15 protein-coding genes are annotated in these 14466 nt (G+C 63.5%); 2 read left to right on the top strand and 13 right to left on the bottom strand.

From position 1 onward, the window contains the following. Positions 1-294 precede the first annotated feature (294 nt). From speB to D5400_RS06860, 7 genes are read right to left on the bottom strand one after another with little or no spacing between them, the layout of a single operon-like run. Positions 295-1257, bottom strand: a complete 963-nt coding sequence (gene speB, locus D5400_RS06890; RefSeq protein WP_126008922.1) for an agmatinase — start codon at positions 1255-1257, stop codon at positions 295-297. Continuing rightward, on the bottom strand, positions 1254-2693 hold the full coding sequence (locus D5400_RS06885) for an aldehyde dehydrogenase family protein (RefSeq protein ID WP_126008920.1): 1440 nt from the start codon (positions 2691-2693) through the stop codon (positions 1254-1256). The genes speB and D5400_RS06885 overlap by 4 nt, the downstream gene beginning before the upstream one ends. After that, on the bottom strand, positions 2690-3433 hold the full coding sequence (locus D5400_RS06880; RefSeq protein ID WP_126008918.1) for an MBL fold metallo-hydrolase: 744 nt from the start codon (positions 3431-3433) through the stop codon (positions 2690-2692). The genes D5400_RS06885 and D5400_RS06880 overlap by 4 nt, the downstream gene beginning before the upstream one ends. Next, the gene (locus D5400_RS06875) at positions 3430-4455 is read right to left on the bottom strand and encodes an ABC transporter ATP-binding protein (protein WP_126008916.1); all 1026 of its coding nucleotides are present in this window, start codon (positions 4453-4455) and stop codon (positions 3430-3432) included. Before D5400_RS06875 ends, D5400_RS06880 begins: the two co-directional genes overlap by 4 nt. Then, positions 4452-5225 (bottom strand): ABC transporter permease, encoded by a 774-nt coding sequence (locus D5400_RS06870; protein WP_126008914.1) that lies wholly within the window; start codon positions 5223-5225, stop codon positions 4452-4454. The genes D5400_RS06875 and D5400_RS06870 overlap by 4 nt, the downstream gene beginning before the upstream one ends. Continuing rightward, complete coding sequence (locus D5400_RS06865) at positions 5222-6073, bottom strand: ABC transporter permease (RefSeq protein ID WP_126008912.1); 852 nt, start codon at positions 6071-6073, stop codon at positions 5222-5224. Before D5400_RS06865 ends, D5400_RS06870 begins: the two co-directional genes overlap by 4 nt. Positions 6074-6101: 28 nt before the next feature. After that, positions 6102-7199 carry an extracellular solute-binding protein gene (locus D5400_RS06860; RefSeq protein ID WP_126008910.1) on the bottom strand — a complete coding sequence of 366 codons (1098 nt, stop codon included), beginning with the start codon at positions 7197-7199 and terminating at the stop codon, positions 6102-6104. Positions 7200-7315: 116 nt separating this feature from the next. Here D5400_RS06860 and D5400_RS06855 point away from each other — a divergent pair, with 116 nt between their 5' ends. Together D5400_RS06855 and D5400_RS06850 are read left to right on the top strand one after the other, a co-directional pair. Beyond that, complete coding sequence (locus D5400_RS06855) at positions 7316-7939, top strand: TetR/AcrR family transcriptional regulator (RefSeq protein ID WP_126008908.1); 624 nt, start codon at positions 7316-7318, stop codon at positions 7937-7939. A 58-nt stretch (positions 7940-7997) separates the two neighbouring features. Continuing rightward, complete coding sequence (locus tag D5400_RS06850) at positions 7998-8588, top strand: hypothetical protein (protein WP_126008906.1); 591 nt, start codon at positions 7998-8000, stop codon at positions 8586-8588. Positions 8589-8643: 55 nt separating this feature from the next. Here the strand turns inward: D5400_RS06850 and D5400_RS06845 are convergent, their stop codons facing one another. From D5400_RS06845 to D5400_RS06820, 6 genes are all read right to left on the bottom strand, one after another. Beyond that, entirely contained in the window at positions 8644-9957 is a 1314-nt protein-coding gene (locus D5400_RS06845; RefSeq protein ID WP_126008904.1) for an NAD(P)/FAD-dependent oxidoreductase, read from the bottom strand. Between the two features lie 39 nt (positions 9958-9996). Then, positions 9997-10353 carry a c-type cytochrome gene (locus D5400_RS06840; protein WP_126008902.1) on the bottom strand — a complete coding sequence of 119 codons (357 nt, stop codon included), beginning with the start codon at positions 10351-10353 and terminating at the stop codon, positions 9997-9999. A 39-nt stretch (positions 10354-10392) separates the two neighbouring features. Further along, positions 10393-10716 (bottom strand): thiosulfate oxidation carrier complex protein SoxZ, encoded by a 324-nt coding sequence (gene soxZ, locus D5400_RS06835; RefSeq protein ID WP_126008899.1) that lies wholly within the window; start codon positions 10714-10716, stop codon positions 10393-10395. Positions 10717-10731: 15 nt separating this feature from the next. Then, on the bottom strand, positions 10732-11193 hold the full coding sequence (locus D5400_RS06830) for a thiosulfate oxidation carrier protein SoxY (RefSeq protein WP_126008897.1): 462 nt from the start codon (positions 11191-11193) through the stop codon (positions 10732-10734). 174 nt (positions 11194-11367) lie between these two features. Continuing rightward, the gene (locus tag D5400_RS06825; protein ID WP_126008895.1) at positions 11368-12435 is read right to left on the bottom strand and encodes a YeeE/YedE family protein; all 1068 of its coding nucleotides are present in this window, start codon (positions 12433-12435) and stop codon (positions 11368-11370) included. A 115-nt stretch (positions 12436-12550) separates the two neighbouring features. Then, on the bottom strand, positions 12551-14434 hold the full coding sequence (locus D5400_RS06820) for a DEAD/DEAH box helicase (RefSeq protein WP_126008893.1): 1884 nt from the start codon (positions 14432-14434) through the stop codon (positions 12551-12553). Positions 14435-14466 lie beyond the last annotated feature (32 nt).

The following is a 14466-nucleotide window of genomic DNA, read 5'->3' as shown; positions in this document are numbered from 1 at the left end:
CGCATATGCGACAGGCCCTCGGTCAGCCGCATCGCGTTTGCGGGCGTCAGCAGCATGGAAGACAGCTGCGGGCGCTGGCCCGACGCCATCTGCCGCAGACCCGAGGCAGCCGTGTTGCCGGCAATGCCGGCCGCAATGCTGCCCATGCTGAACAGCCGCGACAGCCGGCTTGAAGGGATCGCGGATCCTTCTCTTCTTCGTCGCTCGGTCAAGAATGTCGCCTCGTTTGCTGCCAGCACCTATCTGGCGCGGCGGCAACGCTTGTCGAGGCGGCGTTCAACAATCAGGCAGGGATCAATCCGCGTGGCCCTTGCCGACACCCGGCAGGACGCACAGCATTTCGTAGAGCAGATTTGCGCCGATCAGCGCCGTGTTGCCTGAAGGATCGTAGGGCGGCGAGACTTCGACAAGATCGCAGCCGACGAGATTGAGACCGGCAGCACCGCGCACGATCTCGAGACCCTGCCAGATCGTGAGGCCACCCGGCTCGACCGTGCCCGTGCCCGGCGCGAATGCAGGGTCGAGACTGTCGATGTCGTAGGTGAGATAGACCGGCGCATCGCCGATGATTGCGCGGATTTCGGCCATCAGCGGCGTCAGCGATTTGTGCCAGCATTCCTCCGCCTGCACGACCCGCCAGCCGCGCTCGCGGCCCCAGTCGAAATCGGCAGGCCCGTAGCCGGTGCCGCGCAGGCCGATCTGGAACACCTTGTCGTTGATCAGGCAGCCATCCTCATAGGCGCGGCGGAACGGACAGCCATGGGCGACCTTCTCGCCGAACATCTCGTCGTTGATATCGGCATGCGCGTCGACGTGGATGAGCGCGACCGGCCCGTGCTTCTCCTTGATCGCCCTCAGGATCGGCCAGGTCAGCGTGTGGTCGCCGCCAAGCGTCAGCGGGATCACGTCATGGGCAAGGATGCCGCGATAGAACTCCGTGATGATGTCGACAGATTTCTTCAGATCGAAGGTGTTGATCGGCACGTCGCCGATATCGGCCACCTGCAGATGCTCGAATGGCGCCGCGCCCGTTGCCATGTTGTAAGGCCGCAGCATTCGGGATTCGTCGCGGATCTGACGCGGACCGAGGCGCGTGCCCGGCCGGTTCGACGTGCCGATATCCATCGGAATGCCAACGAAGCAGGCGTCGAGGCCTTCCGCGGTGGGTTGGCTCGGCAGCCGCATCATGGTGACCGGCCCGCCGAAGCGCGGCATCTCGTTGCCGCCGAGCGGCTGGTTGAAGCGGTGCGTCGTCATGCGGTTGCGCTTTCCGGAAAATGCAGCGTCTTGATTTCGAGGAAGTCTTCGAGCCCCAGGAGCCCGCCCTCACGCCCGTTGCCGGACTGCTTGTAGCCGCCAAACGGGCTGCCATAGCGGTGCGGCCCGCCATTGATGTGAACCATGCCGGCGCGAAGGCGGGACGCAACGCGCTCGGCGCGCTCCCGGTTGCCGGTCTGCACATAGGCGGCAAGCCCATAAGGCGTGTCGTTGGCGATCTTGATCGCCTCTTCCTCTGTGTCGAACGGGATCAGGCAGACGACGGGCCCGAAGATTTCCTCGCGCGCGATGCGCATGTCGTTGCTGACATCCGCAAAGATCGTCGGCCGCGCAAAATAGCCTTTGGAAAGCCCGGCCGGCCGTCCCGGGCCGCCGGCCACGAGCCGTGCGCCTTCGGCGACACCGGCCTCGATCAGCGCCTGCACGCGGCCAAACTGCGTGTCGCTGACGAGCGGTCCCATCCGGTCGCCTTCCTGCTTCGGATCGCCGACCTCTTGGGCTTCCGCCGTCTCACGCGCAAGGTTCACGACCTGATCGTAAACGCTGCGCTCCACCAGCATGCGGGTCGGCGCGTCGCAGCTCTGGCCGGTGTTGTTGAACACCTCGCGGATGCTCGCCGGAACGCGGGTAGCGAGATCGGCGTCCGCGAAGACGATGTTCGGCGATTTGCCACCAAGCTCCAACGTGACCCGCTTGACGCTCGGCGCGGCATCCTGCGCCACCGCCGTTCCACCCCGCGTCGAGCCGGTAAAGGACATCATCTGCACGTCCGAGTGGCGCGAGAGGGCCGCGCCAACCTCCGGCCCGGTGCCGTTGACGAGGTTGAAGACCCCGGCCGGAATGCCGGCTTCATGGATCATCTCGGCATAGAGCATGGCATTCAGCGGCGTCAGCTCGGACGGTTTGAGAACCGCCGTGCAGCCCGTCAGAAGCGCCGGGATCACCTTCAGAACGATCTGGTTCATCGGCCAGTTCCAAGGCGTGATCAGCCCGCAGACGCCGATGGGTTCGCGCAGCATCGTGTCGCCGTTCGACAAAACCTCGCGCCACTTCAACCGGTCGAAAGCCGCGAGAAATCCTTCCAGATGGCCGATGCCGACATCGGCCTGCTGCTCCCGGCACATGGTCGCCGGCGCGCCAAGTTCCAGCGTGATCGTCTCCACCATCTCGTCGTATCGGCGCTTGTAGACGGCGAGAAGCCGCTCGCAGGCCGCCCGCCGCTCCGCCGGTGATGTCGCCGACCAGAGCGGAAACGCCCGGTTCGCAGCCGCCACCGCCCGGTCGATATCGGCCGCGGTGCCGAGCGAGATCACCCCGATCTGCTCTTCGGTGGCCGGATCGATCACCGGATGGTCGCGCGGCGTCACCGGATCGATCCAGGCGCCATCGATATAGAACTGGCGTCGTTCGATCATGCGCCCGTCTCCTTCGTCTTCAGCCATTGGGTGATGATGTCCCGGTGCCGGGCACCCGAGTAGCTGGGGAAATGACCGCCATGCACGATTGTCACGGGCAACGTCAGCAGGCGCTCCATGCTGCGGATGTAGTCCGCCTGATCTTTCGCCGTGCGGCCCTCGATCAATTCGCCGTCATAGACGATGTCGCCCGAAAACAGGATGCCCGTCGCCTTTTCGAACAACGCGATGCCGCCCGGCGAATGGCCTGGCGTGTGGATCACCTCGAAGGCGCGGTCGCCGAGATCGATCACGTCGCCCTCCTGCAGGATCCGCGTCGCGGGCGCCGCCTTCACGTCGTAGAGCACCGAGCTGTAGGGCTCGGGCGGCAGCGACGTGAAGATGTCGTCCGTCACGTAGTCGGCGGCAAGCGTGTTGGTGCGGTCGGGATTGGCCAGAATATTGGCCTCCGCCGCGTGGCAGAGCCGGCACTCGAATTCATGATGGCAGCCGACATGGTCGAAATGCGTGTGGCTCGCGACTGCATCCAGCGCGCGCTCGGTGACGAGCGGCACCCATTCACGCAAGGAGACGACGCCCATGCCACTATCGACCAGCATGTCGCGGTCGCGTCCCCGCACGTGCCAGACATTGCAGCGGAAGAACTCAAGAATATGCGGCTCGTCGATCCAGGTCACCCCATCGGAGAGCGGGCGGATGCGATACCAGTCCTCTGATCTTGCCCGTTGCAGCGCGCTCATCGGTCCTCCACAATCAGTACATGGTGGTCGGCGTAAAGCTCGGTGACGCTGCCTTCAATCGGTGTCGCCGACTGCGGCAGATGCGCGACGATCCTGAGCTCGGGCGCGGCAACCGGCGCATAATGGCAGCGATGATGGGTTCCGAAGAAGGCGGCATCGACGAGTTTGGCCGGCCCAAGCGCGAGGTCCCCGCTGCCGCCGATCGCTTCCGGCCGGATCAGCAGCGCCGTCTTGCCGTTCGCCGCAAGCGGCAGGCGTCCGAGCGGCGTATCGAGGCCTTCGCCGGTTCCCTGTCCGTCTATCCGATTAATCTCGCCCATGAAGGCGGCGGAAAAAAGCGTCCGCGGTTGGAGGTAGATATGCTGCGGCGCGCCGACATCCTCGATGCGGCCGGCATTCATCACGACGATCCGGTCGGCAAGCGCCATCGCCTCCTCCTGGTCGTGCGTGACGTGGATGAAGGTCGTGCCGACGCGCCGCTGGATCGCCTTCAGCTCGTCCTGCATCTGGCGGCGCAGCTTGAGATCGAGCGCGCCGAGCGGTTCGTCGAGCAGCAGCACATCCGGATCGACGGCCAGCGCACGGGCGAGCGCCACGCGCTGGCGCTGGCCACCGGAGAGCTCATGCGGCCGGCGATGCCCGGCATCCGGTAGCCCGACGAGCGCAAGCAGTTCGCCGGCACGGCGATGCCGCGCCTTCTTGCCGACACCGCGCATCCTCAGGCCGAAGCCGACATTGTCGATCAGGCTCATATGCGGAAAGAGCGCGTAATCCTGAAACATCGTGGTTGTCGGCCGGTCCTTCGGCTGAACATGCGTCATGTCGCGCCCGCCGATCATGACCTTGCCGCTTGTCGGTTGCAGGAAGCCGCCAAGGATCGAGAGCAGCGTCGTCTTCCCGCATCCCGAGGGACCGAGCAGCACGATGAACTCGCCAGCCTCGATCTCCAGATCGACGGCATGCAGCGCCCAAACCTCGCCGAACGTCATGTCGATGGACTGGATCGAAAGAGCGGCGGTCATCGGCGAACCTTGCGGAAGACGGTGAGCTCCAGAAGAAGGAGCAGGCTGACGGACACGAGGAAGACGAGGCTGCCCACCGCATTGGCACGGGGCGTCAAGCCGGAGCGCAAGAGCGACCAGATTTCCACCGGCAGCGTCACGTCGAAACGGGTCAGTAGAAACGCGATGATGAACTCGTCCCAGCTGAAGGTGAAAGAGAGAAAGAACGCCGCCAGCATCGACGGCATCAGCATCGGCGCGGTCACGAGCGCAAGCACCTTCACCTCGGACGCACCAAGATCACGCGCCGCCCGCTCCGCATTGCGGTGGTGGTCGCCTATCGCCGCGTAGAGGATCGCGAAGCAGAGCGGCAGGTTGATCACCACATGGCCGACGCCGGCGGTCCAAAGCGACAGGCCGATGCCGGTCCGATTGTAGAGAGTGAGCAGACCGAGCGCGATGATGAGATAGCTCACGGTAAAGGGCGCGATCAGCACCACCCGCATCAGCAGTGTCCCCGGCAGGCGGTAGCGCGCCAGTCCCTGAGCCGCGAGAAACCCGAGAAGAAGCGCGATCGCGGAGGAGACCGCAGCGACGACCAGCGAATTGCCGAGCGCCGACATGAGCCGCCGGTCGCCGAGCACATCCGCGTACCAGCGGAGCGACGGCCCGTTGAAGGGCGGCACCGGCAGGCGCCCGTCCTGGAAGGAAAACAGCACGAGCATGCCGACCGGCAGGAAGATGAAGCCGAGCGCGAGGGCGAGATAAATCCAGGACAAGGCGCGCGTCATAGCCGGTCGATCCGAAGCCAGCGCGCACTGAAGAGATAGGCGAGCGTCACGATTCCCATCAACACAACGGCCATGGCCGAAGCCATCGGAAAGTCACCGCGCCGGCCGAGCTGCATCATGATGAGCTGCGGCAAGGTCAACTCGTTGTTGCCGCCCAAGATCTGCGGCGTGATGTAATCGCCGATGCAGAGCACGAAGGTCAAAAACGCGCCGGTCATCAGGCCGGGCAGCGTGAGCGGCAGGATCACATGCCGGAACGTGGCCAAGCGCCCTGCGCCCAGATCCTGTGCAGCGCGGGCGTAGTTCGGCGAAAGCTGCTTCAAATTGGCGAAGATCGTCAGCGTCAGAAGCATGACGAAGAAATGCACGAAGCCCGTGACGGTGGCAAAGCGCGACGCCGACATGGAAATGGGCTCACTGATGACGTCGAGCGCCATCAACGTCTTGTTGATCACCCCGTTCTGCCCGAGCACCAGCAGCCACGAGTAGGACCGCACCACGTAAGACGTCCAGAACGGCAGGATCGTGAGGATCAGCACGAGACGCTGCCAGCGCTCCGGCACCCGAAACGCGATGATCCAGGCGAGCGGATAGGCAAGCACCATCGAGATCACGGTCACGGTGACGGTGATCTCGAGCGAGACGACGAGCCCGCGCAAAAGCGACGGCTCGGTGAAAATGCGGATGTAGTTGTCCGGAAAGAAGCCGGAGACGACGCTGCGCCCTTCCATCTTGGCGAAGCTCAAGGCCAGCATCATCAGGAAGGGCACCACGAAGAATGCGATCGTCCAGATGAGGGCGGGAGCAACGAGGCCCCAGCCCTGCCGGTTGTCATGTGCGCGCGCCATGGCCGTCACCGTCCGCTTTCAAACCGCATCACTGCTGCAGCATGTCGGTCCAGAGATCCTGCATGGCGGTGTCGAGTTCGGCGTCGGGAACGGGGTAGCGCTGCACGCGCGTGAGAAAGTCCGGCTGGTCGTCCCAGCGCAGCACGGTCTTTTCCTCATCCGTCAGCACGTCGCCGGCAGCCGCATTGGCCGGCATACCCCAGTAGCAGGACGACGTCGCAAGCCGTGCCTGGCCTTCCGGGCTGACGATGTATTTCACGAATTCGGTGGCAAGATCCTTGTTCTCGCTGCTTTCCAGCACACCGATCGATTGTGCCCAGAGAACGCCGCCCTGCTCCGGAATGGTCCAGTCGAGATCGGCGTTTTCGCTGGCGAGAACTGCTGTCAGCCATTCGCCGCCACCGACGAGGATGTCGACTTCGCCGGTCGCAAGCGCGGTCTGGCTGGCCACGACTTCGCTGACCTGGCTCGAGCGTGCCCGCAGATCGAAGAGAGGCTCGCGCAGGGTTTCGAGCGCTTCTGCATCCAGATCACCCGTATCGATGCCTTCGCTGAGCGACAGCATGCCGAGCACCGGCAGATAATAGTCATAGATGGCGATCCGACCGTCATACTTGCCGGAGAAGAGCGTTTCGAAATTCGTCATGTCGGCCGGATCGACGGCGGCCTTGTTGTAGGCGACCGTGTTGTAACCGAACTTCTCCGTCACCGCGTAGGTCGTGCCTTCACGCGTGTTGAGGTCTTCCATGACGAGCTCAGGGAAGAAGTCGCCCGTTGGCAGTTCGTCGGCAGGCAAGGCCGCCATGATGCCGAGATCGACCGCACGGCCAACGTCGACGGCATCGATCACGAGCACATCCCAGTCACCGGGCTGCGACTGTTCAAGGATCGCCAGACCGGCAGCCGTGCCTTCATACTCCCGCAGATTGACCCGCACATCGTGCTCTTCCTCGAAGGGCTGAACGAGTTCGGGATCGGTGTGGTCGCACCACACCAGCGCATTGAGCTCCTGGCTCTGCGCGAACGCAGGCGCGATGGTGGCAGGCGCTGCAGCGGTCAACGCCGTTGCGGCCAGAAGCGATAGGGAAATCGATTTGCGGAAAGCAGACACGGGCGCGGCAGTCATCGTTCTCTCCTCTGTTGTGTGCACCTTGTTCCGATGCTGGAGACGAGGTTGACGCGACTTATTTTTGAAGTCAATTTGAATTTTGTAGTGGACTACAAGTTTCCGGAGCGCGGCGTGTGACTGGATTGCGAGAGCAGCAAAAGGCCGACCGGCATCGCCGTATTCTCGATGCCGCGTCGGCGCTTTTCCGCAATCTGGGCTATGAAGCCGCGCGCATGGAAGACATCGCGGAACTCGCGCGTGTGTCACCGGGAACGGTCTACAATTACTTCGGATACAAGGGCGACGTTCTGGTCGCCATCGTCGCCATGGAAGTCGAAGAAATCCTTGGCGACGGCGCATTGATGATCGATCGCCCGCATCACAATGTCGAGGAAGCGGTAAGCAGCCTGATCGCTCACTATTACGATCACTCGCTCGTCTACCTGAACAAGGAGATGTGGCGCATGGCGATGGCCTTGTCGATCCGCGATCCGAACGGGCCGGTGAGCCTGCGTTATACCGCACTGGACCAGCAACTGGCCGACCAGATCTGCCAGCTGCTGAAGCGGCTTCAGATCGCCGGCCTCGTGACGGCGGGCCTCGACACGGTCGCGATCGGGCAGATGATCTTCAACAATCTGAACATGATGTTCATGGAGTTCGTGAAGGACGAGCGGATGCCGCTCAGCCTGTTGAAGGACCGCGTATCCCAGCAAAATGCACCGCTTCTGCGCCTGATCTGCTCCAAGGTGGCCTGAGAAGCGGAACATCGACCTGATCCCTGGATTGTGCGTTTCCATCCAGAGGAGCCGCACCATGACGATCAAGAACTTCCTGCCGACGCTCGCCCTTGTGAGTTTCGCAGCCCTGCCCTTCGCGCACGCGCAGCAGCCGATGGAAGGCGAAGGCGCCAGCGAAACGAGCAACAGTCAATCAATCGCGTCGGACACCAGTACGGCCGACGTGAACTGGAGCGACGAACTGCGGGGGGCTTTCTTCACCGACGAAACGCTGAGAACCGTTCGTTCCGACGAGGAGATCCAGACCAACTTTGCAGACCTCGACGCAGAGCAACAAGCAAGCATCCGCGAGGATTGCGAGGCAGCCGGTGTCTCTGCCGCTTCAACGGGTGAACCCGAAGGCACCGCACCTTCGAGCGCGACCGATCCCGACAGTCAAGCGGTTGATGGTGTGATGGCCGAGGAAGCCAATCCAACGACACCTGCCCCCACCACATCGGGAAGCGTCGGTATCAATGCCCAATCCTCAGGCTCGATCGGCTCTGCGTCGACCCCGGCAGGTCCTGATCAGGATGCAGGCGAAGACAGTGCAGAAGACGATGGCCAGGAAGCCGAGATGACCCGCATGTCACTCATCCAGATCTGCCAACGCCTTCCAGCCCAATAACCGCCGAAAGCTAGAATGAAAGAGCCGGGCTGACTGCAGCCCGGCTCTCTTTGTCTTAGGCCGTGATGCCGAACGTGTCGGCGATCATGCTGTCGTACCAGACCACGGATTCTTCGTACGTTTCCTTGCGCAGCTCGGCAGTCTCGCCCGGCTGGCTGACGAAGGTCGAGGTCGCCGTGATCTTGCCTTCAGCAGGCTCGTACTGGGCACCGACCTTCACGCCGTCATCCGTCTCGATGAGGCTCCAGCAGGTGTTGGCGTAGCGGGCCGGGAAAGCGTTCGAGCCGGTCAGTTCAGCGCGAATGTTCATCGCCGCAACCTTGGCCTGGCTGTTTGCGGAGAAGCCGGACTTCGGCATGTCGCCTGCAATGCTCGCATCGCCGATGACATAGATGTTCTCGTCGGCAGACGACTTCATCGAAGCGGCATCGATCGGGCAGAAGCCGGTTTCATTGACGAGATCGGCCTGGATTGCGATGGCGCCGGCACGCTGCGCCGGAATGATGTTGAGAAGCGCGCCTTCAAACGTATCGAAGCCCGTCTCGACAGCACCGGCCGCGACGTCGACACCGGCGATCTCGCCGATGACATCGGGACCATACCACTCGACCATGCCCGGATAGTGGGTTTCCCAGCCTTCCTGGAAGAGTGCCTGCTTGGAGAAGGTCTCTTTCGGATCGAGCACGAAGATCTTCGACTGCGTGTAACCCTTCGCCTTCAGAACGTGCGCCATCATCGACACGCGCTCATAGGGCCCGGGCGGGCAGCGATAGGGGTTCGGCGGCGTGACCATCACGATGTTCTGACCATCTTCCAGCGCATCGAGACGGGTCTTCAAGATTTCCGTCTGCGGGCCGCCCTTCCAGGCATGCGGTGCAGTCTCCGCGGCCTCTTCGGAATAACCGGCGATGGAATCGTAGATGATGTCGATGCCGGGCGCGACGACCAGGCGGTCATAGGCGATGTCCGTGCCATCTTCGAGCCGCACCGTCTTGGCGTCGCGGTCGATGGCGACGGCCGTGCCGGTGACCTTGTTGATCCCGTACTGCGAAACGAGCGCGTCATAGCCATGCGTGATCGACTGCAGATCGCGATAGCCACCGAGATAGATATTGGAGAAGAAGCAGGTGGTGTAGGTTTCGGTGTTGTTGATCAGCGTGACGTCGAGCGCACCATCGCTGTCCTTGGCAAGATAGCGGGCGGCCGTCGCACCGCCGGCACCACCGCCGATGACGACGACGCGCGGCTTGTCCTGCGCACGCAGGTAGGAAGGCAGGGCAAGCGAGGCGGCACCTGCGCCGGCAAGGAGACCGAAGGTTCTACGCGTCAAAAGCGGCCCGGCGCCGCGGCGGTCTTTAATAAATGTCATGTGTTTGCCCCCAATGATGGATGTCATTTTCGTGGAAATTCATTGCTGCGAGAAATGTGCGGAAAGCGCCGCGACATCCTCGTCCGACAGCGCCGACGCGACCGACCGCATCACCGCGTTCTCGCGCAATTCTGTCTTGTATTCGAAGAGCGCTGCGATGATCGCTTCGGCCGGCTGCCCCTGGATGGCGGGAATGCCGCCAGCTGCATTGGCTCCGTGACAGGACGTGCATTGCGACGAGAGGTAATCCCCATAGGCGGGGTCGACGGCAAGTTCGCTCACGCGCTGGACATACGCCTCGACATCCGCAGCCGCTCCGGCTTTTTCCTCCGCACCAGCCGGCACCGGAAGACCTGCCAGCATCGCTGCAGCAAGAGTGATAAATGCCTTGACCAATCGTTCCCCCACCCTCGGCTGCGCCGCTTTTACTTGTCGTCAGCTGACTTCGATTGCCTCTTCCGCTTCGTAGACGGAGCCATCGTCATCGGTCCAGGTGAAGCGGAACGTTCCGCTTTCCGTCACACGCGCCGAAAACGACAGAAACGGATTGGCAGCGACGGCCGGTTCGATGGCGCAGGAGAAGACCGGTTCGCCGTTGAAGGTGCAGGCGAACGCGTTGATGATCTTGCGCGGAATGCGGTTGCCGGAAGCATCGCGGCGCTGGCCGGATTCCATCGTGTGCGAGATCAGGGCCTTGATCTCGATGATATCTCCCGAGGCGGCTGTCGCGGGAACGCTCACGCGTGGTCTCGATGACATGAAATCTCTCCCCGCTCAGGCCGCGCAACCGCCGACGGTGACTTCCACCGCGCGGCTATCCATGAAAACCGAACCATCGGCAAAGCGCGCGATAGCGACGACTGTCTGCGACTGGGCCAGCCGAATGCGCGTTCCCGCCGATGCCACACCGCTTCTCGCCGTGAAGGCGAAGGCAGCAACGCCCGGCAGCGGATTGCCATCAGCGAAGATCGCCAACTCCTCCACGAGATCGCCGTCGCTCATCGCGCTCTCGACCGCCACCGAAACCGGAACTGAGCTGCCATTCTCGACTGCATCGGGAAGCGTCAACGTCACGCGGCCGGCTTGAGGCTCCACGCCACCGGTGAAATCGCGGATGGCCGCCTGAAAAGCTTCCTCGTCGGCACGTGCGGGCGCAATGCCGATCGCACCGCCAGCGAAAGCGGCAACCGCACCTGCAGTCAGCGTGAGCACATGCCGTCGTGTGGCCTGTATCATGAGCAACTCCCAGCCAGCGACCGGCCGATGAAATCCGACCAATCCACCCGAATATCGATGAGATACAGCCAAAGCTCAAAGGAACGACATGCGCGTTGATCGACATCCGCGCAAAAATCTTCTCACGCGAGCCGGCTTCACGGGTGAATTTATCACCCGACGCATGTTTTGTTGTTAAGCCGGGCTTCGCTCGCGCGGGCGATCAAGCACTGTGTCGGTGACCGCACCCGCGACGGCCATGGAAAGCAACGCTATGAGCGCTGACGCGGCCAACACCGACCCGCCCGTCAATCCAGCCCCGATCGAGCAGCCAGCGGCCAGAACACCGCCAAAGCCCATCATGGCGGCACCGATCGTGTAGCGCAAAATGTGCGGCGCTCCCGGTTCGGAAAACGTCGTGACCTTGAACCGACCGAGGACGAGGGCAGCGAGAAGCCCACCAGCAAAGGTGCCGATCACCAGGCCGAAGTCGAATGTCGGCAATGCGACGCTGCCAATGAGAGCGCCGCTCGTCTGCGCAAGCGGTCGGATGAAGGAAATGCTGTCGATGGCGATCGGCTCGAACAGCTGCGCCGTCAGCGTTGCGGTGAAATACCACGCAGCAGCCACCATGAGCCCGACGACGACTGCGCCGATCGACTGGCCGAGACCAAGCTTCGCCCGGGCGGCCAGGGCGATGGCAACCACCGCCGCGACGGCACCGAGAACGACGCCTGAAACATTGCCACCACCCGTGTGGTCGACAAGCGCATTGCCGCCGATCGCAGCTGTGCTCAGCAGCGGCGCGATCGCATCGCGACCCGGCACCAGAAAACCGTAAAGCGTGGCATAGGCAGCCAGCGCCACGAAGAGGAGGCTGTAGATCGCGCGCAGATTGCCGGCCGCACCGAGAACGAGCAGGCGCGAGACGCATCCGCGCGTCAGCACCATGCCGATGCCGAAGATCGCGCCGCCGATGAGCGCACCGGAGAGGCTCTGGCCAGTGGCGAAGAAGCGGCTCGTGTCCACGGCGATCACGCCGGCATAAAGCATCGCCTGTACGGCAAGAAGCGCGGCAGCGAAGCCGAGCAGCCAGGTGGCAGGCCCGGTGAGGCTCCGTGCTCGCGCCATGTCGATCACCGCCATCCGGGTGCAGAAGCCCGTCTTCAGCAGCGCGAAACCGAGAATGAAACCGATGACGCCGCCACCAAACGTCGCCGTCATCTCTTCACCGACCCGATCGATCAGCGGCACGAAGTCCATCGAAGCAACCCCAGCTCTTGCAACGCGAAATGTGAACCACCGGCCTTACATCACGCAGCGCGCTTGCTGAAGCCCACTACACGAGCAGACGACAGACCGGGGATCCGCGGTACGCTCAAGCGTCCCGGCGCTTCGCGCCCTTGAACTTGCCGGGCTTCCCCGGTTTGCCCGGCCTGTCCGCCTTCGGACCCTTGCGCGCCTCGTCGGCCCGCGCGGGGCGATCTGACCAGTCCGCACGCTTTTCGGCAGCCCTCTTGGCCGGTTTGGGACCGGATGGCTTCGCGCCGGCCGGCTTGCCACGCGGTGCAGACCTATGGCTGGAGCCACCATCGAGCGGCACGATCGTTACGCCTTTTTCACCGGTGCCGCGTTCCGCCAGATGTTCGACGTAAGCGTCGGCCTTGTCGCCGGCAATCTCGAAGCGCGTTTCGGTCTCGTCGATCTTGATGGAGCCGACGTCCTTCTTCGTGACGCCGCCTGCCTTGCAGATCATCGGCAGAAGCCACTTCGGATCGGCGCGCTGCTTGCGCCCGAGTGACAGCTTGAACCAGACGCCGCCGGCCATTTCGGAGCGCGGCTCCCGCGGTTCACGCGGAGCGCTGCCGTCCCGCTCGGAGCCGCGCTCGCCCTTCGGCGCGCGCGGCGTGATCGGACGGATCGGAATTTCGGCCACGTCTTCGGGAATGGGGCGCGAAGCCAGTTGCTGGCGAAGATAGGCGGCAGCAAGCTGTTCCGGCGTCACCTTTTCCAGAAGCTCGGCGATGAACGGCTCCTCGTGCTGCTCAACCGGTGGCGTGGATACTGCAGCTTCGAGGATCTGCTCGCGATAGCGCGCCTCGATGGCCGCAATGCCGGGGGCCGGAACGGTCGCAGCATTGAGCTTTGCAAGCGACAGCACCCTTGCTGCCGCACCACGGCGATGTTCGGGCACGATCAGCACGCACACGCCCTTGCGCCCGGCTCGGCCGGTACGCCCCGACCGGTGGAGAAGCGTCGCCGGATTACTCGGGACATCCGCATGGATGACGAGATCGAGATTGGGCAGGTCGATGCCGCGAGCGGCGACATCGGTCGCGACGCAGACATGCGCTCGACCATCGCGCATCGCCTGCAGCGCGCTCGAGCGTTCCGACTGGGCGAGTTCGCCCGAGAGCGCCACCACCGCAAAACCGCGATTGCCGAGCCGCGCCGTCAGATGACGCACGGATTCGCGCGTGTGGCAGAAGACGAGCGCGCTCTTGCTGTCGGAATGGAGAAGCGTGTTGATGATGGCATGCTCGCGCTCGTCGCGGCGCACGAGCATCAGCTGATAGTCGATATCCGCATGCTGCTCGGTGGATGCCGTGACGGCGACCCGCACCGCATCGCGCTGGTAGGTCTTGGCAAGCTCGGCGATCGGCCGCGAGACGGTTGCCGAGAACATCAGCGTCCGGCGGTCGTCCGGTGCAGCGGCGAGAATGAATTCGAGATCGTCCTTGAAGCCGAGATCCAGCATCTCGTCGGCCTCATCCAGGACGACGGCCCGAAGATCGGCAAGATCGAGCGCACCCTTGTTGATGTGATCGCGCAGACGACCGGGCGTGCCGACGACGAGATGGGCGCCGCGTTCGAGCGACCGGCGCTCGTTGCGCATGTCCATGCCGCCGACGCAGGTGGCGGTGCGCACACCGGCAACGGCATAAAGCCAGTCGAGTTCGCGCTGGACCTGCAAAGCCAGTTCGCGTGTCGGCGCAATCACGAGACCGAGTGGCCGTCCGGCAGCGCCGAAGGTCTCCGCGCCATCGAGCAGCGTGGACGCAATGGCGAGCCCGAAGGCGACTGTCTTGCCCGATCCGGTCTGTGCCGAGACGAGCAGGTCCGCCCCCGCATTGGCGTCGTCCAGCATGGCCGTCTGAACGGGCGTCAGCTGGGCGTAGCCGTGCGCTTCAAGCGCGGAGGAGAGAGCAGGATGGATGGCGGCCGGCAGGGATGCCGGCGCATTTTCGATGGACGATGTCATGAATGGGGCCTCTTTGTCGTGCCGCATACCAG

Source organism: Georhizobium profundi, from assembly GCF_003952725.1.
GTDB classification, from domain to species: Bacteria; Pseudomonadota; Alphaproteobacteria; order Rhizobiales; family Rhizobiaceae; genus Georhizobium; species Georhizobium profundi.
Note: the sequence above shows the minus strand (reverse complement) of the source record. Positions and strands in the feature narration are given on the sequence as shown.